Below are 19,445 nucleotides of genomic sequence, written 5' to 3' on the forward strand. Positions count from 1 at the left end.
GCCGCCCGAGCCGCCCGAGTCGGGCGGGGAGGTCGCGGTCGAGATAACGCCTCACATCCATAGGCGGGGCTCCACATCCATGGGCTGCAATAGCGACGGAGGCGCTCAGGGCGGCGCTGGAGCGAGCAGTCTGACGTCGACGCCTGCCGCGAGCGCCTGCACCTCGGCGCCGTCGAACAACTCGGTGCCCGGTTGCGCTGCGGTCGCGCTGCCGCAGGCAAGTCCCAGCCGCAGCGCCTGCGCGGAACCGCCGCCTTGGGCGAACGCGGCGATCAGGCCGGCGACCATCGAGTCGCCCGCGCCAACGGTCGACTGGACGTCGACTTGCGGAGGCCAGGCATGGCGCACGCCTTGGGCGTCGGCTAGCACGGCGCCGTCGGCGCCGAGCGACACGCAGACATGCGTAACGCCCGTAGCCTGCAAGGCGCGCGCTTCGCGCTGCACGTCGTCGAGAGTCGGCAGGGCGCGGCCGACGAACTCCTCGAACTCGTAGCGATTGGGCTTGATGAGGAAGGGCTTGGCCTCGATCGCGCGGGCAAGCGCCTCACCCTGCATGTCGACGACGACGCGCACGCGCGGGCCGAGTGCGCGCATGATTCGGTTATAGGTTCCGGCGGAAGCGCCCGGCGGCAACGACCCGGTCAGCACGACGTAGCCGTCGTCGGCGAGGGCGACGACGTCCCCGACGATCGCATCGAGCGTTGTGTCGTCGATCGTCGGGCCCACGCCGATGACTTCGTACTGCGCGCGCGGATTACGCGCTTCGATGGTGACGTTGATCCGCGTCTCGCCGGCAATGTGCCGGCAATGCGGGTTTGCGATCTGCTTGGCGACCAGGTGCTCAAGCAGCGCGCCGGTCTCGCCGGCGGCGACGAAGAAGGCGTGCACCGCAATGTGCAGGCGAGTGAGCGCGCGCGCCACGTTGATGCCGTTGCCACCGGGGTCGAGCCGGTAGGCGGAGGCGTGGACCTTGCGGTCTTCGACAAGGCGGTCGATCTCATAGGAGATGTCGACGCTCGGATTGAGCGTCAGGGTGAGCACGCGCGGTGCAGGGGACGGGGTCATCGGATCGATCCGGCGGGCAGGGGTGTTCCACGCGGCTATTTTCATCGTTTTCCGGCCCTTCATGCGAACTGCGGACGCACGCCTGCCAAGCTGCGCAACCACCTGAAGTTGTAAGACGTCATGGTCAGGGTCAGACACTGATCGACCTTCTCCCGCGTGCCTACCATGACTCGGCGGAGCGTCCCGATCGTCTTGCCCCAGCCGAAACACTGCTCAATGCATTTGCACTGGCTCATTGCGTAGCCACCGTGCCGTGCTGTGCGCAGGTCGATCCCGCAGCAACCCGTGTGGCTGGTGCTTCTGGCGACTCGCCGCGTGACGTTCCTCTCGCGCACGCCTTGACCGAGCCGCAGGCGCTTACCCTGTTGGCGCCGTACTGCACAGAGCAGTCCCGCCGACCGGACACTGACCATCAGCGAGCGATGCAACGCGGTCACCAGACATAGGAACCTTGAGCCAGTCCTGAGCCTCCGAAAGTTGGCGCATGTCTGCCCAATTGCGCAATTTGTCGTCAGCGTCAAATGTCCGTGCGCCAGTACATCGCCCCGGTTGGCTGCACGGAGGTGAAGGCCATTGCCCTCGCGCAAGCGGTAGGGCCGCTCTTGTGGGCGAGCACGACGCAGCGCAGCGTCGGACAGGAGATTGAGTGCAATTCCAGTAACTCTCCAGAGAGGAGTTGTGTTACTGGCTAGCCTACTCGCAGCGGCGCTGACAACAGCAGCGATTCCGATTCCGTACGATTGCCTGAGAGCCTCAGAAATGTCGAACCGCTTGATTCCAAAGATTTCTTGCAATCAGCTGGACTGGTTGGCAATGTCGAGCAAGATGCTGATGGTGCCGGGAGGGGGACTCGAACCCCCACGCTTTTAAGGGCGGCGGATTTTGAGTCCGCTGCGTCTACCGATTCCGCCATCCCGGCAAAGTGGGCCATTATTCCATAATCGTGAGGTCAACGCCGCGGGGCGAGCTGTTTCTTGTTCCTCAGGTTGCCCGAGGAACATCGCGTCGGGCGCCGCCTCATCCTGTGTTGCGCAGGCCCGCAGCGATGCCATTGATACTCAGGTGGATGCCACGCTTTGTACGCTCGTCGGTCTGGCCATCCCGGAAGCGGCGCAGCAGCTCGACTTGCAGGTGGTTAAGGGGATCGATGTACGGAAAGCGGGCGCGGATGGAGCGCGCTAACGTGGGATTCGTTTCAAGAAAACCATTCCAACCGGTAATGAGTCGCATCGCCTGAACGCTTCGCTCCCACTCCTGTTCGATTGCAGCGAACACCTGCTTGCGCGTGCGCGCCTCCGGTACAAGCTGCGCGTAATGCGAGGCGACAGCCAGGTCGGTTTTGGCCAGCACCATGTCCATGTTCGAGAGCAAAGCGCGGAAGAACGGCCATTGCTTGTGCATACGTGCCAGCAGTTCAGCTCCGGTTTCTGGATGTTCCGCGATGAACGCTTCCACAGCAGAGCCAAACCCATACCACCCAGGCAGAGCAACCCGGCACTGCCCCCAGGAAAAGCTCCAGGGGATTGCACGCAGGTCCGCGATGCTCTGACTCGCCTTGCGCGATGCCGGTCGGCTGCCGATGTTAAGTCCCGCAATTTCACTGATGGGCGTGGCCGCATAAAAATAGTCCACGAATCGCACGTTGCCGTACACCAGTTCTCGGTAGGTTGTGATCGCCTGTTGCGACAGCGCGGCAGCCGCCTGCAGAAATACTTGCGGAGCGCCGGCTCGTACGCCTTGGCGCTGCTGTGGGGAATCGCTGCCCTTGGCGCGAGTGGAGAGCAGCGTCGCCTCAAGCGTGGCCGCGACCAGGGTTTCCAGGTTGTGGCGCCCAATTTCGGGATTGGCGTATTTGCTGGAAATCACCTCGCCTTGCTCAGTCAGGCGAATGCTGCCCCCCACTGTCCCCGCTGGCTGGGCCAGAATGGCCTCGTAACTTGGTCCACCGCCGCGCCCCACACTGCCTCCGCGACCATGGAAAAGGCGCAATCGGATGCCATGATTAGCTCCAAGCTGACCGAACAGCTCCGCGAGGGCCACCGATGCCTTGTGCAGTTCCCAATTGGAGGTGAAATAGCCGCCGTCCTTGTTGCTGTCGGAGTACCCCAGCATAATTTCCTGCAGGGCGTACGAATGCTGAACCAGTTCAGCCATACCCGGCAGCGCGAAGAAGCCACGCATGATGTCGGGTGCATTGCGAAGATCGTCGATTGTCTCGAACAGCGGCACAACCAGCAGCTCTGCATTGGCCCCGGGCCTGCCCAGGGTTCCATGGAACAGGCCGCATTCTTTCTGCAGAACAAGAACTTCAAGCAGGTCGCTGACGCTTTCCGTGTGAGAAATGATGGTCTGGCGGATGGCGTCCTCACCGAGCAGCAGGCGCGCGTCGCGCGCCTGCTCGAACACGGCAAGCTCAGAGCGTGTCCACTCCGAGTACCCGGCATCGGGCACGCGCAGCGGACGAGGGTCTTGGAGGGTGCGCAGTAACAGCTCAATGCGCTCGGGTTCATCCAGCCCGGAATAGTCGCTGCACAAATGCGCGGCTGCCAGAAGCTCGCGGACAACCTCCTCATGCTTGTCCGAGCTTTGGCGCAGGTCGATGCTGGCCAGATGAAAGCCGAACACCTCGACGGCACGAATCAGCGGATCGAGCCGGGGGCGCGCCAGAGCTTCGGCATGATGGCCAGCCAGCGAATCGCGCGCGATTCGCAAGTCGGTGGCGAATGCCTCAGCGGTTGGGTAGGGGTCCGCCTGGCCCACCTCGTGACGCAGCACCTCGGCTGCCCCGAGTTTTCGCAACGTGGCGGCAAGGCGCGCGTACACGCCAATGAGCGCACGTCGATACGGTTCATCCTTGCGATGTTCCGAGTTGTCGGGCGAGGCTTCAGCGAGTGCCAGCAGGGCGGGGCTCGCTGAAGCCAGCATGAGGGAGACGGAAAGCTCCGCCCCCAGTGCATGGACCTGGTTGATGTAGTACTCAAGAGCCGTCCGTGCTTGCAATCGCAGCGCATAGGCCAAGGTCTCAGCGGTTACGAAGGGGTTGCCGTCACGATCGCCGCCGATCCAGTGACCCATGCGAAAAAACGGCTGAAGCCTCCAGGGCCTGCCGTCCGGGCGGGGGAACAGCTCGTCAAGATCCTGCTCGAGTTCAATATACAGGCGCGGCACCTCGCTGAAGAATGTGCTGTCGTAATACGACAGGGCGTTCTTGATCTCGTCCGATACCCGCAGCTTCGTGTAACGCAGCAAGCGTGTCTGCCAGAGCTGGGTGATGCGCGCACGCAATTCGGCGTCGATGTCGCGCTGACGTCTGGGCGCAAGCGGTTGGTCGCGCTCGGCTAGCAGTCGGGCAATCACGCGCTCGGCGTCGAGAAGGCTCTTGCGCTGCACTTCGGTGGGGTGCGCAGTCAGAACTGGCGAGATCAGGGCATGCGCGAAAAACTCGTCGAGTTGTGCCGCGTCAAAACCGGCCTGGCGAAGCTTGTCCAGCGCGGCGCGGGTGCTCCCCGCTGGAGGTTTGTCGCCAGATAGTTCGTGTGCGTGGCGCCGGCGCAGGGCATGCCGATCTTCGGCAATGTTGGCAAGAATGGAGAAATAGCTGAAAGCACGAATCACGCTCACCGCTTGATCGCGCGACAAACCCTGCAGGAGCTTGTCGAGTGCGCGGCGCTGGCGGGTGTCGCCCTCACGATGGAACGCGACCGACAACTGCCGTACCTTTTCCACAGTGTCGTACATGGGTTGACCCTCCTGCTCGCGGATCACCTCGCCCAGCAGGCGGCCAAGATGGCGGATGTCGTCGAAGAGGGCGGTGTCGGAATGTGAATCGTTGGAGCGGGCGAGCATGGTATCGAGCATGGTGTGTCGAATAGACGCACGGAACGCAAAGCGTCATCGGAGGCAGCAAGAACCATGCTAGCAGCGGCTGGGCGTGTTTAGGACACGCTCGGAGGCGATCGCAATTCGAGATTGCGTCAGCACCCATTCGTAGCGCCGAGGCTGTGGCGTCGCTGCTACGATTCCATCATGTGTGCCGCGATCTCTCAATCTCCATCCGTCCCGCCCCGCCTTGTCATTGCCACACGCGAAAGCCGCTTGGCTTTGTGGCAGGCGCAGCATGTGCAAACACTATTGGGCAAGCTTTACCCCGGCTGCCAAATTTGCCTGAACGGGATGACTACACGCGGCGACCAGATTCTTGACCAGAGTCTATCCAAGGTTGGCGGTAAAGGCCTGTTTGTCAAGGAGCTGGAAGCGTCCATGCAGGCAGGGGAGGCCGACTTGGCGGTGCATTCCCTCAAAGACGTACCCATGGAGCTGCCTGACGGCTTCCTGTTAACTGTAGTCATGCAGCGTGAAGATCCAGCCGATGCCTGGGTATCCGCTCGAGCACCGCACTTTACCGCATTGCCGCAAGGGGGGGTGGTTGGCACCTCAAGCTTGCGCAGAGAGATGCAGATTCGCGCGTTACGGCCCGACCTGCGTGTGTTGCCGCTGCGGGGCAACCTGGATACGCGCCTTCGCAAACTTGACGAAGGACAGTACGACGGCATTGTGCTGGCGGCCGCTGGTTTGAAGCGCTTAGGGCTGGCCGGCCGCATCCGAGCGTTAATTGACACGTCCGAACTGCTGCCGGCCGTGGGGCAGGCGGCGCTTGGTATCGAAATCCCCAAGGGGCGCGCCGATTTGGCTGCAGTGCTTGCGCCGTTGAATCACCTGCCGACTTATCTGTGCGCCACCGCGGAACGCGCCGTCGCGCGTGCCTTGGGCGGTAACTGCAGTACACCGTTGGGCGCATACGCGCAGTGGTCTGGTCCCGTCATGCACCTGCGTGCCCTTCTCGGTCTGCCAGACGGCAGCCGCATGTTGCGTGCAGAGGCATCTGCTGCCGTGGACTCGGCCTCAGCGGCCGAAGCCTTGGGGCTGGAGGCCGTGCGGCAACTGCATGGGCAAGGTGCTCAAGCCGTGCTAGATCAGTTGCAGGTGGTCTGAGCAGGTTACCCAGGCGTGGCCCATACGAGTTCTGGCCATGCTTCCCCTTGTGATCACACGCCCCGCCGCCGATTTCGAGCTTGATGCGCGCGAGCGCGAACTGAGCGACGCAGGAATCGAGTTGCGTTGGTTCCCGCTGATCAAAATCATGCCTCCCCGTGACCCGGGGCCAGCGCGGCAGGCGCTGGCGGCACTGCACAGGTTCGATTGCGCCATTCCCGTCAGTCCCACCGCCGTGCGTGCCACCTTCCATATGCTGGAGGGGCCGTGGCCGGCGTCTTGCGCCGTAGGTCTCATCGGGCCCGGAAGTCGCGCAGTTTTCGAGCAGGCGCTGCGCTTGCGCAACCAGCAGCCGGAATCGGTGAGTTTGGTGTCTGCCCCAGCGGACGCGGCTGAATCTGAAGGCTTATGGATCCGATTGCAAGCACTGCGACCACAGGGCTGGGCAGGCGCCAAAGTGCTCCTGTTGCGCGGTGGCTCGGGGCGGCACTGGCTGGCCGACACGCTTGTGGCCGCAGGCGCCCTCGTGCAGTTTGTCGATGTTTACCGCCGGGAGGCACCACCGGCTGATGCCGTAACCCTCTCGGCGTTGCGCCGCTTGTTGACGGCGCCCTCAGCTTGGCTGCTCACTGCGTCGGAGGGCGTGCGCAACCTCCAAGGCCTTTTGGCCGCCGGTGGCTTGCGGGCCAAGGAGGTTCTTGCAACCCAAAGAGCCCTTGTCATTCATGCACGGATCGCGGAAGCGGCAGCCGCAGCAGGGTTTGGACGAGTTGATGTATGTTCACCAGAACCATCCGCCATCATCCATGCACTGGCATGAGTTAATCTCCGGGCGAGGGCTGGCTTTGCCCCACCCCGCCTGGCCTTCAACAGGGATCCAACACTTCGCTGCATTTCGAACCTCGGTCTTCCCTAGAATCAACTGCATGTCAGAGCCGAACCCGCAATTTCCCCAGGGCGCAGATGCCTCCCTTGAGCCGATGGCCGCTGGCGCGCAGACCTCTGCGGAGCCGACGTCCGACGACATTGCCGCTGCCGACCCGCAAAGACCCCCACTCGGCGTTCCACCCGGGCAGGATGCGCACCTGTTGGCCGCCGAACCGCAGGGGTTGGGAAAATTTTGGGTGGCACTCGTGGCTGTGGTCGTGCTGGTGGGCGTGGTGGCTTGGTGGCTGGACGGACGCCTGTACGCGACGCAGGCCGAGATTGCCAAGCGGCTGCAAGGGGCGAATACCGCATCGATCGAGGCTCGCACGCTGGCGAAGCAGTCTGCAGATATCGTGGGCGCGTTGAATGCACGCGTCGCCGTGCTGGAATCTCGTGAGCAGGATCTTGCGGCGCAGCGCATGGCGCTGCAACAGCTCTATCAGGACTTTGCCAAGAGCCGCGACGATGCCTTTCTGGGGCAGACGGCTGAGCTCATCGCGTTGGGGCAGCAGCAGGCTGAACTTACCGGAAGTCTGAGCCCACTGGTGAGCACGTTGGAATCCTCCGCGGTGAGGCTCAAGCGTGCCAACAGTCAGCGTGCCCAACTGGTGTTGCGCGCTGTGCAGGTGGACTTAAGCCGCCTCAAAAGCAGCGTGGCACCGGACATTCCCGCTGCCGCACAGCGTCTTGACGAGCTGGCGGCGTTGATCGACCAGTTGCAAACTCGCGCTTCAGCCGCGCCCCCGGAGGGCAACGCGGCGCAGCAGCAGGGAACCGCTCATGACCTCAGCCCCGTCGCGCGAGGCTGGGCGGCGTGGCTTGGACATTGGACGCAAGCTGGTTGGGAGCAGGTCCGCAGGCTTGTGAGCATCACTCGCATTGATCATCCTGAGGTGCTTCTGATGTCGCCGCAGCAGGCTGACTACCTGCGGGAAAACCTCAAGCTACAAGTGCTCAACGCGCGGTTGGATCTTTTATCGCGCAATGCCTCAGGTTACCGCGCTGACATGCGAGCGATCGTCTCCAATCTGCACAACTATTTCAATACCAACCAGGCGCGCGCACAAATGGCCCTGACGCTGGCACGGCAGGCCGAGCAGGTCGACCTCGCGGCGCAGCCTGCGGCCAATCTTGAATCGCTGGCGGCGCTGGCCAATCTCGGGCTTGGGAGCAACTGATGCGGTGGCTGGCATGGGTGGTCGCGCTGGCGTTGGCTGCTGCCCTGCTTGCGATGGCGGCAAGCGGCAGGCCTGGCAATGTGGCCATCCTGCTGCCGCCGTATCGCATCGATCTATCACTGAATCTGACGGTCTTGCTGCTGTTGGTCGGATTTGTGTTGTTCTACGTCGCTATACGAGCATTCAGTTTGCTTTTGGGTTTGCCGCGTGCTGCGGCATTGTTCCGTTCGCGGCGTCGCAAGGAGGTCGCGGCTAAAGCATTGCACGAGTCCGTCATGCACCTGCTGGGCGGCCGCTTCCGTCGCGCGGAGAGGGCAGCGGGCAAGGCCGCTGAGACTGACGCCTTCAAACCCGGTGCTCTTCTGACGGCGGCACAGGCGGCTCAGGCGATGCAGGCGTATGACAGGCGCGACGCTTACCTTGAAGCGCTGCCGCCGGCAGCGCGCGAAACCGGAATCCTGTTACAGGCGCAGTGGCAGGTTGAGGCTCGAGATGTCGAGGCTGCGCAAGCCGCGCTGCGCCGCCTGTCAGGCGGCATGCAGCGTCGTACGCAGACGATGCGCCTGGCATTGGCAGCTGCCCGTGCGCTCAAGGATCACGGCGAGGTTTTGCGATTGGCCACCACTCTGCGCAAGCACCATGGACTGCACCCGGCGGCTGCGCAGGCGATGCTCCACGTCGCCGCGCTCGGCCTTATTCGCCAAGCGAATCACGACGCCGAGGCTTTGCGTCCGTTGTGGAAATCCTTTGATCCAGCGTTGCGGCACGATCCGCAGATCGCAGCGGCGGCAGCTCGCGGGTTCTATGCGGCGGGCGAATCAGCCCAGGCGCGTAGCCTGCTGGTTGATGCCCTGCGTGCGTCCGACGCGGAGCCGGCTGCGCTAATGCCGGCACTGCGTAGCATGCTGTCGGGGATCGACGCAGGTTTTGTCGCTCAGGCGGAGGCCTGGATGGATCGCTGGCCGCAAGAGGCACAGGCCACCTTCCTTGCCGCGAGGGCCTGTGCGGAGCTCGAACTCTGGGGCAAAGCGCAGCAGTACCTGCACAAGGCGCTGGATCAGTGCCAGCCGGACGAGCGCAAGCTCCGCGGGCAGATTCACGCTGCTCTCGCTCGCCTGCAAGAGCGTATCGAAAGGGAAGGTCAAGCAGCACGGCACTGGCGCCTAGCCGCACAGGACTTGTCGACCGATGACGCCAGCGCAGGCGGCAGCATCTAGCCCGTGCTGAATTTTGAGCGCCTGGCCGTGATGCCGCATGGCATTTCCCGGCTATTCGCAGCCATCGTTCGGGAACGGTTGTTGTGGATGTTCGGCTTGTTGGCCATCGGCCTTGCGCTTCTCGACCCGCGTCCCTGGGCTCAGTATCGCCACTGGCTCGAACTGCCCACACTCCTGGGTTTGGTGGGGCTGCTGGTCACCATCGAAGGCATACGTGTCAGTGGTTATGTCCAACGCGTGGCTAAAGCAGTGGTCCACCGCACCCATAGCGTGCGAGCCCTGGCGCTGTGGTTGGTGCTGGCGGCAGCTTTATTGTCGATGGTGCTTACCAACGACGTGAGCTTGTTCCTTGTGGTGCCTCTCACCGTGGCGCTCGGTCATGAGAGCCCGCTGCCCGTGCGGCGGCTCGTGATATTTGAGGCCTTGGCCGTGAACGCAGGTTCCACTCTGAGTCCTATCGGCAATCCGCAGAACCTGCTGCTTTGGCGTCATTCGGGCCTGTCGCTTCCGGCCTTCGTGCGCCAAATGATGCCAAGTTTTTTGGTCATGCTTTCGCTGCTTTTGGTGCTGACCTGTTTCATGTTCGCATCCCGGCCGCTTCACGCGGAGGCCGGTCCGGAAGACGAAGGAGCGCGGCCATGGCCTGCGCTGGGCATTGTTTCGGCAGGGCTCCTTGTGGGGGTCGTCGGCCTACTGCAGTTGGGTTCCGCGGGAGTTGCTTGCGCCATGGTGCTGCTGGTTTTCGCGCTTGCCTTTCGCAGCGTTCTCATGCGGGTGGACTGGATGCTATTGGCCACCTTTGCCGTGATGTTTGTTGGTTTGGGGCATCTGGCGCAATGGTCGTTCGTGCATACGCTGGCGCAGGTTCCCGACTGGCGCCAACCCCTTGTCCTGTATCTTGGCGGCATTGTGCTTTCACAACTCGTGAGCAATGTACCGGCCACGGTTTTCCTGTCACACTACACGGCCAATACGATGGCGTTGGCCGTGGCGGTCAACGTCGGCGGCTTTGGACTCGGGATAGGATCTCTTGCCAACCTCATTGCGCTGAGGCTGGAGGGCAGCCCTGGTGGTTTGGCTGCCTTTCATCGCATCAGCGTGCCGTTCTTGCTTGCATGCGCGCCCCTGGTGTGGACAGCACAGTGTTGGCTGGCGTGAGCAAGGGGCTGGCTGCCATGTCAGAATTCGTGCAGGAGAGCGCTATGACCTACCTTACCCTTGAACAAACGATTGGCAACACTCCGCTCGTGCGCTTGCAGCGTATTCCGGGCGCGGAGAACGTGCGGCGCGGCAATGTGATTCTTGGCAAACTCGAAGGCAATAACCCCGCCGGGTCCGTGAAAGATCGGCCGGCCTTGTCGATGATTCGGCGCGCGGAGGAACGCACGCAGATCAAGCCTGGCGACACACTGATCGAGGCGACCTCGGGTAATACCGGGATCGCGCTGGCAATGGCTGCGGCAATTCTTGGCTACCGAATGGTATTGATCATGCCGGAGGATCTCTCCATTGAGCGTGCACAAACCATGAAGGCCTATGGGGCCGAGCTGATTCTCACGCCCAAGGACGGCGGTATGGAATACGCGCGGGATCTCGCTGAACAGATGCAGCGCGAGGGCAAGGGATTGGTGCTGGATCAGTTCGCCAACCTTGACAATCCGCGCGCACATTATGAGACGACTGGCCCAGAAATCTGGCGCGACACCGAGGGCCGCGTCACCCATTTCGTTTCGGCGATGGGCACAACGGGCACCATCACCGGCGTATCGAAATACCTTAAGGCCCAAAACGATGCCGTGCAGATCGTGGGTGCCCAGCCGGAGGAAGGCTCGCGCATACCGGGAATCCGCAAATGGCCACAAGAATATCTGCCGAAGATTTATGAACCCCAGCGCGTCGACCGGATTGAGTATGTCAGCCAGGCTGCTGCCGAGAATATGGCTCGCAGACTCGCTCGCGAGGAGGGGCTGTTCGGCGGCATCAGCGCAGCGGGCGCTTGCGAGGTGGCGCTACGCATTGCTCGTGAAGTGGACAACGCGACCATCGTATTCATTGTCTGCGACCGGGGCGACCGCTATCTGAGTACCGGCGTGTTTCCGGCCTGAGGGAAGCCCGCCAAGTGTGGTGCCTGCGACTGATTCGCAGGGAATAAGGGCGAAGCGAAGCGCGCGCGGCGCAACCCGGGAGTGTGCGCTTTGCTCTTGTTGCGTGGCACACCTGCCGATCCAGGGAATGCCGACGGTCTTTCACAAGCGTGGCCCGCCATTTGTGTGCCTCGGATTTCATGCCGGAAGATCAAGGCCGCGTTCGTGCGCTCATGGGTATGGCCAGCGAGCGAGGCAAAGTCCGTCACGGCGCGAGCAGGGCCACGCGTGGGTAGCCATTTCCTCCTGGGTGTGCCGTTGGATTGAGCAATTCCACCGCGCATCCCGCGATACAGCGCGCAAGCGCTTAGTCGCGGGAGCATTCACCTTTTACAATTGTCAATGGAACGAGACACTTACGAAGGATTCCCATGAGCAACGGCGCGGCGGTGGACAAGGTGGACGTGGAGGTCGACGCGCGTGGCTTAAATTGCCCATTGCCCATACTGAAGGCGAAGAAGGCGTTGGCTGGCATGCAAAGCGGCCAGTTGCTTCGCGTGCTGGCCACCGACCCCGGGTCGGTGCGAGACTTCCAAGCCTTCGCGAAGCAAACGGGTAACGAACTCGTGGAGCAGAGCCAGGGGCCTGGAACCTTTGCTCACGTAATGCGTCGACGGTAAGCAGCGGCCTGGCCGCCTTAGGCGCTCGGCACGACGTCGCTAAAGTTCAGACACACAAATTCAAGCCTTTGAGAAAGGCGGCGAAGGCCGGGCCGGTCTCGGGGTGGTCGAGGCCAAGCTGAACTGTCGCCTCGAGATAACCCGCCTTGCTGCCGCAGTCGAAACGGCGGCCGACGTATCGATAGGCATAGACCGCCTCTTCACCAAGCAACGCGGCAATGCCGTCGGTGAGCTGGATTTCACCGCCCGCTCCCGGTTGGGCATGGCGCAAGTGGTGAAACACCCGCGGGCTCAGAATGTAGCGGCCCACGACCGCCTGGGTGGTCGGTGCGACCTCGGGCGCAGGTTTCTCCACGATTCCGGTGATCGAGGTCAGCCCTGGCAGGATTTCCTGCCCGCTGACGATACCGTAGCGACGCGTCTGTTCGCGAGGGACATCCTCGGTGGCCAAGATGCTTCGTCCGTGGCGGCCATGAAGCTCAACCATCTGGGCCATCACAGGCGGGCTTCCCACCAAGAGATCATCGGCCAGGAGCACGGCGAACGGCTCATTGCCCACGAGGCGCTCGGCGCATAGCACCGCGGCCCCCAAGCCATTGGCCACGGGCTGTCGCACGAACACGCATTGCACGTCTGCCGGCTTGACGCTGCGTACCAGATCCAGAAGTGCCTGCTTGTTCGCCGCAGCGAGTTCGTTTTCCAACTCATACGCTGTATCGAAATGATCCTCGATCGCCCGCTTGTGGCGCCCCGTGACGAAGATCATCTCCGTGATCCCGGCCGCATAGGCCTCCTCGACTGCGTACTGGATGAGCGGTTTATCCACGACAGGCATCATTTCCTTCGGCGTGGCTTTCGTGGCGGGCAGGAAGCGGGTGCCGAGACCGGCAACAGGGAAGACAGCTTTGGTGATGGCTTGTGACATGGTCAGATGGTTTGAGAGGGATGGCCGCAGGATAGCTCCGGCATGTGAAGCTCAAGATTCCAAGCAGATCAGGCCGCGGCCAGCGGCACGCGGTCGAGTTGTTCCTGCACTTTGGCAAGAAGGTCATGAAAGTCGCTCAAGCGCCTGCGCTCTTGCTCAACGACCGCCGCTGGCGCGCGTTCGACAAAGCTGGCATTGCCGAGCTTGCTTTGTGCCTTGGCAATTTCGGTTTGCAGTCGCGCGACTTCCTTGGACAGACGTTCACGCTCGGCCGCCATGTCGACTTCGACGAACAGGGCCAACCTGCTTTGGCCTACGACCATGGTCGGCGCCGCCTGCACCGCGTCGGCCCAGGAATTTTCATCGGTGAAAAGGCGAAGCTCCGAAAGCTTGCCAAGGGCCATGACCGCGGCACGGTGGCGTTCAACGAGCGAGGTGTCGCCACACGCCAAAAGGGGTAGCCTTTTCGCTGGCGACACGCCCAGTTCCCCACGCAGATTGCGGCAGGCATCAACCACCTGCTTGAGTGCTGCGATTTCCGCCTCCGCCGCAGCATCGATTTTCTCCGGTTGGGCCTGCGGGTAAGACGCAATGCAGATTGAAGGACCCTCACGCCCGGCCAGCGGGGCTACCGTTTGCCAGAGTTCCTCGGTCATGAAGGGCATGAACGGATGGGCCAGGCGCAATACAGCCTCAAGCGTGCGCACCAGCGTGCGACGTGCCGCGCGTTGCTGCGCGGGTGTTCCAGTCGTGATCTGTACCTTGGCAATCTCGACGTACCAGTCGCAATACTCGTCCCATACGAACTGGTAAATGGCCTGTGCTGCAAAGTCCAGACGGTAGTCGGCGAAACCTTGCGCGACCTGTTGTTCGGCGCGCTGCAGGATCGAGGCGATCCAGCGGTCAGCCGCTGAGAAATGCATGTAGCCTTCGGGTCCACAGGAGTCGTTGCACACCCCCAAGCCACGGTCAAAATCCGACAGTCCCTGCACTTGCATCAGCACAAAGCGGGAAGCATTCCACAGCTTGTTGCAGAAATTGCGGTAACCCTCGCAACGCTTGGCATCGAAATTGATGTTGCGCCCGAGGGTGGCCATCGAAGCAAAGGTAAAACGTAGTGCGTCTGCACCAAAGGCCGGAATGCCTTCAGGAAATTCCTTTTCCGTGGCTTTGCGCACGGCTGGTGCCGTCTCAGGCCGGCGTAGGCCAGTCGTACGCTTTTCAAGCAGAGGTTCAAGCGCGATGCCATCCATGAGGTCCACGGGGTCTAGCACATTGCCCTCGGACTTGCTCATCTTCTTGCCGTGTGCGTCCAAAACCAGGCCATGGATATAGACATGGCGAAACGGGACCTTGCCTGTGAAATGGGTGGTCATCATGATCATGCGTGCCACCCAGAAAAAAATGATGTCATAGCCCGTGACCAATACCGAGGATGGCAGAAACAGGTCCATTTCCTGCGTTTGGGCGGGCCAGCCCATTGTGGAGAATGGCACGAGTGCTGATGAGTACCACGTGTCAAGAACGTCCGGATCGCGCCTGAGAGGGCCTGTGTATCCGGCGGCCTCGGCCTTGGCGTGCGCATCTTCCTCGCTGCGCGCCACAAATATCTCGCCACCATCGCCATACCACGCGGGAATCTGGTGGCCCCACCAGAGCTGGCGCGATATGCACCAATCCTGGATATTGCGCATCCACTGGTTATATGTGTTGACCCAGTTCTCGGGCACGAATTTCACCTCGCCGCTCTCGACTACATCGATGGCCTTTTGCGCGATACTCGTTCCGTCGGGCCCCGGTTTCGTTGTGGCGACGAACCACTGGTCGGTGAGCATGGGCTCGACGATCTGCCCAGTGCGTGTGCAGCGCGGCACCATCAGCTTGTGCTTTTTCACTTCCCCCAGCAGTCCCTCAGCCTCGAACGCCGCAACGATCCTTTTGCGGGCCTCGAAGCGGTCAAGGCCGCGGAACGCGGCGGGTGCCTGGTCATTGATGGTCGCATCCAGATTCAAAACCGAAATCGTGGGCAAATCATGCCGTTGCCCCACCATGTAATCGTTGAAATCATGCGCCGGAGTGACTTTCACGACTCCAGTGCCGAAGTCCTTGTCGACATAGGCGTCGGCAATGATGGGCACCAGTCGCCCAGTGATGGGAAGCCTGACGTGCTTGCCGATCAGATTGCGGTAACGCGCATCGTCCGGGTGGACCATCACTGCGGTGTCGCCAAGCATCGTCTCGGGCCGAGTGGTGGCTACGAGGAGCGAGCCCGAACCGTCCGCCAGGGGGTAACGCAAATGCCAGAGAAAGCCATCTTCTTCCGCGCTTTCCACTTCCAGGTCACTTACCGCGCTGCGCAACACCGGATCCCAATTCACCAGGCGCTTGCCGCGGTAGATCAGGCCCTGTTCGTGTAGCTGAACGAAGGTCTCCACTACCGCCTTGGACAACTTGTCATCCATGGTGAAGTACTGATGGGACCAGCTTACCGAGTCACCCATGCGGCGCATTTGGCTCGTAATGGTGTCGCCCGATTGCTCCTTCCATTCCCAAATCTTGCGCACGAATGCGTCCCGCCCAAGTTCGTGCCGGGTCGTGCTGTTTTGCTGCAGTTGTCGCTCCACAACGATCTGCGTGGCGATGCCGGCATGGTCAGTTCCGGGCACCCAAAGGGTGTTGAATCCCCGCATGCGGTGGTAGCGCGTAAGCGCATCCATCACCGTTTGATTAAACGCGTGCCCCATGTGAAGCGTGCCGGTCACGTTGGGTGGGGGAAGCTGGATGCAGAAGGAAGGGCGTGTGGCATCCAGCGTGGGCTCAAACCAGCCGCGCTGCTCCCATTGCGCGCTCCAGCGCGCTTCGATGTCTTTGGGCTCGAACGATTTAGCGAGTTCTGTCATTGATGGGATCGATACAAAGTGGTCGATTAATCCGCAGGCGCGCGTTACATCAAAAGATGCTCGCCTGCATTATTCTGACCGAGGATGACGTAATTCACCTTGCGGATATCTGCCAACTGCGTCCCTCCCGCGTAGGAGATGGAGCTTTGCAGGTCTTCTTCCATCTCCCTGAGCGTATCGGCAAGCCGGCCCTTGATTGGCTCCAGGATGCGCTTGCCCTCGACGTTGCGCCGTTGGCCCTTGTTGAACTCCGAGGCGCTTCCAAAGTACTCCTTGTAGAGCTGGCCATCGACTTCCACTGTCTGCCCCGGAGATTCCTCGTGCCCGGCCAGCATGGATCCGATCATGACCATCGAGGCGCCGAATCTCACGCTCTTGGCAATATCGCCGTGCTCCCGGATACCGCCATCCGCAATAATTGGTTTGGTCGCCACGCGTGCACACCACTTCAACGCCGAGAGCTGCCAGCCGCCGGTGCCGAACCCGGTTTTCATCCGCGTGATGCACACCTTGCCCGGACCAATGCCCACCTTGGTTGCGTCCGCGCCCCAGCCTTCCAGGTCAATCACTGACTCTGGCGTGCCAATGTTGCCGGCAATGATGAAAGTTCGCGGAAGGCGATGCTTGATATGGGCGATCATGTGCTGCACGCTGTCAGCATGGCCGTGAGCGATATCAATGGTGATGAAGTCAGCGCCAAGGCCCTCGGCAGCAAGCTTGTCGACGACGTCCCGGTCCGAAGGCTTGACCCCCAGCGAGATGGATGTGAACAGATTCGCTTCGTGCATCTGCCGCGCAAACGCCACGGCGTCAACGTCGAAGCGGTGCATGATGTAAAAGTAACCTTGAGCGGCCAGCCAGCGCGCAATGTGTGCATCGATCACGGTCTTCATGTTTGCGGGCACGATAGGCAGCCGGAACTTGCGCCCACCAAAGGTCAGGGACGGGTCGCACTCAGCCCGGCTCCCCACGCGACAACGCCTGGGAAGCAGCAAAATATTCTCATAATCGAAGATGTCCACGGTGCACTCCGATGCAAGCCCCGTTTCGGGCGCTTGCGCACGCAAAAAACCGGGCGCGCGCAGAAAAGATCGGGCGCAACCCGGGTGAGACATTGTAGGCTCCGCCAACCTTGCTGCGCAGGCCTGTGCAGCGGCCAGACGCGGACCGCGCCACCTAGAATGGCGGCATGTCCGATCTATTGGCTCACCTCAATCCAGAGCAGCTTGCTGCTGTCACGCTGCCACCGGAAAACGCGCTAATTTTGGCGGGTGCCGGAAGCGGGAAAACACGTGTCCTGACCACCCGTATTGCTTGGCTCATCTCAACCGGGCAGGTGTCGCCGGCCGGGATCCTGGCGGTGACGTTTACCAACAAGGCGGCAAAGGAGATGCTTGCGCGGCTGTCGGCCATGTTGCCCATGCCCGTGCGTGGCATGTGGGTGGGGACATTTCACGGCCTATGCAATCGGTTTTTGCGGGCGCATTGGAAAGCGGCTGGTCTGTCGCAGACGTTCCAGATTCTTGACGCGCAGGATCAACTCTCGGCTGTCAAGCGACTGCTGAAAAGCCTGAACGTGGATGAGCAGCGCGCGCCGCCCAAGCAGGTGGCTTGGTTCATCAACGACTGCAAGGAAAATGGCATGCGCGCGAAGGACTGCGATGTGCGCGATGCCCAGAGCCGCCTGTTGGCAGAGATCTACGCAGCCTACGAGGCGCAGTGTCAGCGCGAGGGTGTGGTGGACTTCGCCGAGCTGCTGCTGCGCACATACGAGGTGCTTCGCGATCACGCTGACATCCGCCAGCATTATCGGACCCGTTTCCGCCATGTCCTGGTCGATGAGTTCCAGGACACGAACCGTCTGCAGTACCAGTGGCTTAAGCTGCTGGCCGGGCCGGGGGACAAGCAAGCGAGCAGCGTGGTAGCCGTGGGTGATGACGACCAAAGTATCTACGCCTTTCGCGGGGCGAATGTGGGCAACATGGATGACTACCAGCGCGAGTTCCATGTGCACCGCATTATCAAGCTCGAGCATAACTACCGTTCGCACGCCAACATTCTTGATGCTGCGAACTACCTCATTGCGCACAACGCCCGCCGCTTAGGTAAGAACCTGAGGACCGATGCCGGCGCAGGCGAGTTGGTCCGAGTGATCGAGCAGCCCACGGATCAGCAGGAAGCAGCTTGGCTCGTCGAGGAGATCCGTCTGCTGCTGCGCGACGGATTTTCGCGTGACCAGATCGCCATTCTCTATCGCTCCAACGCGCAGTCACGTGTGATTGAAGGGGCGCTGTTCAATGCAGCGATTCCCTACCGTGTCTACGGTGGCCTGCGCTTTTTCGAACGCGCAGAAGTCAAGCATGCGCTTGCCTACCTGCGCCTGCTCGACAATGCCCAGGACGACAACGCATTTTTGCGTGTGGTGAACTTTCCTCCGCGCGGAATTGGCGCACGTACCCTGGAGCAGTTGCAGGATGCCGCTCGATTGCGCCAGGTGCCCCTTGTCGATGCCATCTCTGCGCTCGGTGGGCGGGGCGCCGCGAGCCTCCAGGCTTTTGTCGAGATGTTGGCTAGAGCTCGCGCGGACTGCGCAGCATTGTCCCTTCCGAATCTTGTGCGCCATGCGCTGGAACTCTCGGGGCTGCTCGCGCATTACCGCAGCGAGCGCGATGGGCAGGACAGGGTGGAAAACCTCGAGGAACTGGTCAACGCTGCTGCTGCTTTCGTCACGCAGGAGGGCTTCGGGCTGGACGCGGAGGCACTTACGCTGCAGCCGCTGTCGGAGCAGGCGCTGAGCAACCTTCAGGCCGTTGATCCCGCCACGGGTGAGACGCTGTCTCCGCTGAGCGCTTTTCTCACCCATGCCGCGTTGGAAGCGGGTGACAATCAGGCGCAGGCCGGACAAGACGCAGTGCAGATGATGACTGTGCATGCCGCCAAGGGTCTGGAGTTTGACGTTGTTTTCATTACGGGACTCGAAGAGGGTTTGTTTCCTCATGAAAACGCGATGAACGAGGCCGATGGCATCGAGGAGGAGCGAAGACTGATGTATGTAGCCATCACCCGCGCGCGCAAGCGCCTTTACCTGAGCCATGCGCAAAGCCGAATCTTGCATGGCCAGACGCGGTACAACCTGCGCAGCCGCTTCTTGGAGGAACTGCCCGAAGGCACGCTCAAGTGGCTTTCAGGCCGGGCCGTGGGTGGTGGATTCGGCCCATCCATTGGATTGAGCATTCGCTCGCCATGGCAGGATGCACCGGCCGCGCCGTTCACACCGGCGGAGAATTTTCAACCGCAATCGACGCCCGGCTTGCGCGTCGGTCAGTCGGTATTCCACACCAAGTTCGGTGAGGGTGTCATCCTGACACTTGAAGGTCGTGGGGCGGACGCCCGCGCCCAGGTGCGCTTCAATCGGCACGGCCCGAAGTGGCTGGCGCTCAGCATTGCCAAGCTCACAGTGGTCAATTGACTCGTGAC

The 19,445-nt window shown here is 61.8% G+C and carries 13 protein-coding genes, 1 tRNA gene and 1 pseudogene; 8 read left to right on the forward strand and 7 right to left on the reverse strand.

Annotated elements, in window-relative coordinates; genetic code table 11:
• Positions 1-105: 105 nt before the first annotated feature.
• The 4 genes and pseudogenes from CD04_RS0100990 to ppc form a co-directional block, all read right to left on the reverse strand.
• Positions 106-1,128 carry a 1-phosphofructokinase family hexose kinase gene (locus CD04_RS0100990; RefSeq protein ID WP_231480416.1) on the reverse strand — a complete coding sequence of 341 codons (1,023 nt, stop codon included), beginning with the start codon at positions 1,126-1,128 and terminating at the stop codon, positions 106-108.
• Positions 1,125-1,462: pseudogene (locus CD04_RS24290) on the reverse strand (IS5/IS1182 family transposase); the annotation flags it as partial. The gene CD04_RS0100990 and the pseudogene CD04_RS24290, both read right to left, overlap by 4 nt.
• A 435-nt stretch (positions 1,463-1,897) precedes the next feature.
• Positions 1,898-1,984 (reverse strand) — tRNA-Leu (locus CD04_RS0101005).
• Between the two features lie 98 nt (positions 1,985-2,082).
• Entirely contained in the window at positions 2,083-4,911 is a 2,829-nt protein-coding gene (gene ppc / locus CD04_RS0101010) for a phosphoenolpyruvate carboxylase (protein WP_038167863.1), read from the reverse strand.
• Positions 4,912-5,091: 180 nt separating this feature from the next.
• Here ppc and hemC point away from each other — a divergent pair, with 180 nt between their 5' ends.
• From hemC to CD04_RS0101045, 7 genes are all read left to right on the forward strand, one after another.
• Positions 5,092-6,057 (forward strand): hydroxymethylbilane synthase, encoded by a 966-nt coding sequence (hemC, locus tag CD04_RS0101015; protein ID WP_031403966.1) that lies wholly within the window; start codon positions 5,092-5,094, stop codon positions 6,055-6,057.
• Between the two features lie 37 nt (positions 6,058-6,094).
• A complete protein-coding gene (locus CD04_RS0101020; RefSeq protein ID WP_051848837.1) occupies positions 6,095-6,877 on the forward strand; it encodes a uroporphyrinogen-III synthase in 783 nt (260 codons plus the stop codon).
• Positions 6,878-6,983: 106 nt separating this feature from the next.
• Positions 6,984-8,162, forward strand: coding sequence for a uroporphyrinogen-III C-methyltransferase (locus CD04_RS0101025; protein ID WP_038167377.1), 1,179 nt, complete (start codon positions 6,984-6,986; stop codon positions 8,160-8,162).
• Positions 8,162-9,379: a heme biosynthesis HemY N-terminal domain-containing protein gene (locus CD04_RS0101030; RefSeq protein WP_031403969.1), complete on the forward strand. Its 1,218-nt coding sequence runs from the start codon at positions 8,162-8,164 to the stop codon at positions 9,377-9,379. Before CD04_RS0101025 ends, CD04_RS0101030 begins: the two co-directional genes overlap by 1 nt.
• 3 nt (positions 9,380-9,382) lie before the next feature.
• Positions 9,383-10,537 carry an SLC13 family permease gene (locus tag CD04_RS0101035; RefSeq protein ID WP_197032989.1) on the forward strand — a complete coding sequence of 385 codons (1,155 nt, stop codon included), beginning with the start codon at positions 9,383-9,385 and terminating at the stop codon, positions 10,535-10,537.
• Positions 10,538-10,581: 44 nt separating this feature from the next.
• Positions 10,582-11,484 (forward strand): cysteine synthase CysM, encoded by a 903-nt coding sequence (gene cysM / locus CD04_RS0101040; RefSeq protein WP_031403971.1) that lies wholly within the window; start codon positions 10,582-10,584, stop codon positions 11,482-11,484.
• A gap of 410 nt (positions 11,485-11,894) precedes the next feature.
• Positions 11,895-12,143 carry a sulfurtransferase TusA family protein gene (locus CD04_RS0101045; RefSeq protein WP_031403972.1) on the forward strand — a complete coding sequence of 83 codons (249 nt, stop codon included), beginning with the start codon at positions 11,895-11,897 and terminating at the stop codon, positions 12,141-12,143.
• A gap of 46 nt (positions 12,144-12,189) precedes the next feature.
• Here the strand turns inward: CD04_RS0101045 and galU are convergent, their stop codons facing one another.
• From galU to CD04_RS0101060, 3 genes are all read right to left on the reverse strand, one after another.
• On the reverse strand, positions 12,190-13,068 hold the full coding sequence (gene galU / locus CD04_RS0101050) for a UTP--glucose-1-phosphate uridylyltransferase GalU (RefSeq protein WP_031403973.1): 879 nt from the start codon (positions 13,066-13,068) through the stop codon (positions 12,190-12,192).
• Between the two features lie 68 nt (positions 13,069-13,136).
• Complete coding sequence (locus tag CD04_RS0101055) at positions 13,137-15,968, reverse strand: valine--tRNA ligase (RefSeq protein ID WP_031403974.1); 2,832 nt, start codon at positions 15,966-15,968, stop codon at positions 13,137-13,139.
• Between the two features lie 44 nt (positions 15,969-16,012).
• Positions 16,013-16,990 (reverse strand): GMP reductase, encoded by a 978-nt coding sequence (locus tag CD04_RS0101060; protein WP_031403975.1) that lies wholly within the window; start codon positions 16,988-16,990, stop codon positions 16,013-16,015.
• A 167-nt stretch (positions 16,991-17,157) separates the two neighbouring features.
• Here CD04_RS0101060 and CD04_RS0101065 point away from each other — a divergent pair, with 167 nt between their 5' ends.
• A complete protein-coding gene (locus tag CD04_RS0101065; protein ID WP_031403976.1) occupies positions 17,158-19,437 on the forward strand; it encodes a UvrD-helicase domain-containing protein in 2,280 nt (759 codons plus the stop codon).
• Positions 19,438-19,445: the final 8 nt, after the last annotated feature.

Origin of the sequence: Thiomonas sp. FB-Cd (assembly GCF_000733775.1) — a bacterium.
In the GTDB taxonomy this organism is placed as follows: domain Bacteria; phylum Pseudomonadota; class Gammaproteobacteria; order Burkholderiales; family Burkholderiaceae_C; genus Thiomonas_A.

What these genes read in the sequence shown, in the direction of transcription:
- CD04_RS0101045 (WP_031403972.1), top strand. Translation starts at nt 11,895, where the DNA reads ATGAGCAACGGCGCGGCGGTGGACAAGGTGGACGTGGAGGTCGACGCG.
- cysM (WP_031403971.1), top strand. Translation starts at nt 10,582, where the DNA reads ATGACCTACCTTACCCTTGAACAAACGATTGGCAACACTCCGCTCGTG.
- CD04_RS0101025 (WP_038167377.1), top strand. Translation starts at nt 6,984, where the DNA reads ATGTCAGAGCCGAACCCGCAATTTCCCCAGGGCGCAGATGCCTCCCTT.
- CD04_RS0101020 (WP_051848837.1), top strand. Translation starts at nt 6,095, where the DNA reads ATGCTTCCCCTTGTGATCACACGCCCCGCCGCCGATTTCGAGCTTGAT.
- CD04_RS0100990 (WP_231480416.1), bottom strand. Translation starts at nt 1,128, where the DNA reads ATGAAGGGCCGGAAAACGATGAAAATAGCCGCGTGGAACACCCCTGCC.
- CD04_RS0101055 (WP_031403974.1), bottom strand. Translation starts at nt 15,968, where the DNA reads ATGACAGAACTCGCTAAATCGTTCGAGCCCAAAGACATCGAAGCGCGC.
- ppc (WP_038167863.1), bottom strand. Translation starts at nt 4,911, where the DNA reads ATGCTCGCCCGCTCCAACGATTCACATTCCGACACCGCCCTCTTCGAC.
- hemC (WP_031403966.1), top strand. Translation starts at nt 5,092, where the DNA reads ATGTGTGCCGCGATCTCTCAATCTCCATCCGTCCCGCCCCGCCTTGTC.
- galU (WP_031403973.1), bottom strand. Translation starts at nt 13,068, where the DNA reads ATGTCACAAGCCATCACCAAAGCTGTCTTCCCTGTTGCCGGTCTCGGC.
- CD04_RS0101065 (WP_031403976.1), top strand. Translation starts at nt 17,158, where the DNA reads ATGTCCGATCTATTGGCTCACCTCAATCCAGAGCAGCTTGCTGCTGTC.
- CD04_RS0101030 (WP_031403969.1), top strand. Translation starts at nt 8,162, where the DNA reads ATGCGGTGGCTGGCATGGGTGGTCGCGCTGGCGTTGGCTGCTGCCCTG.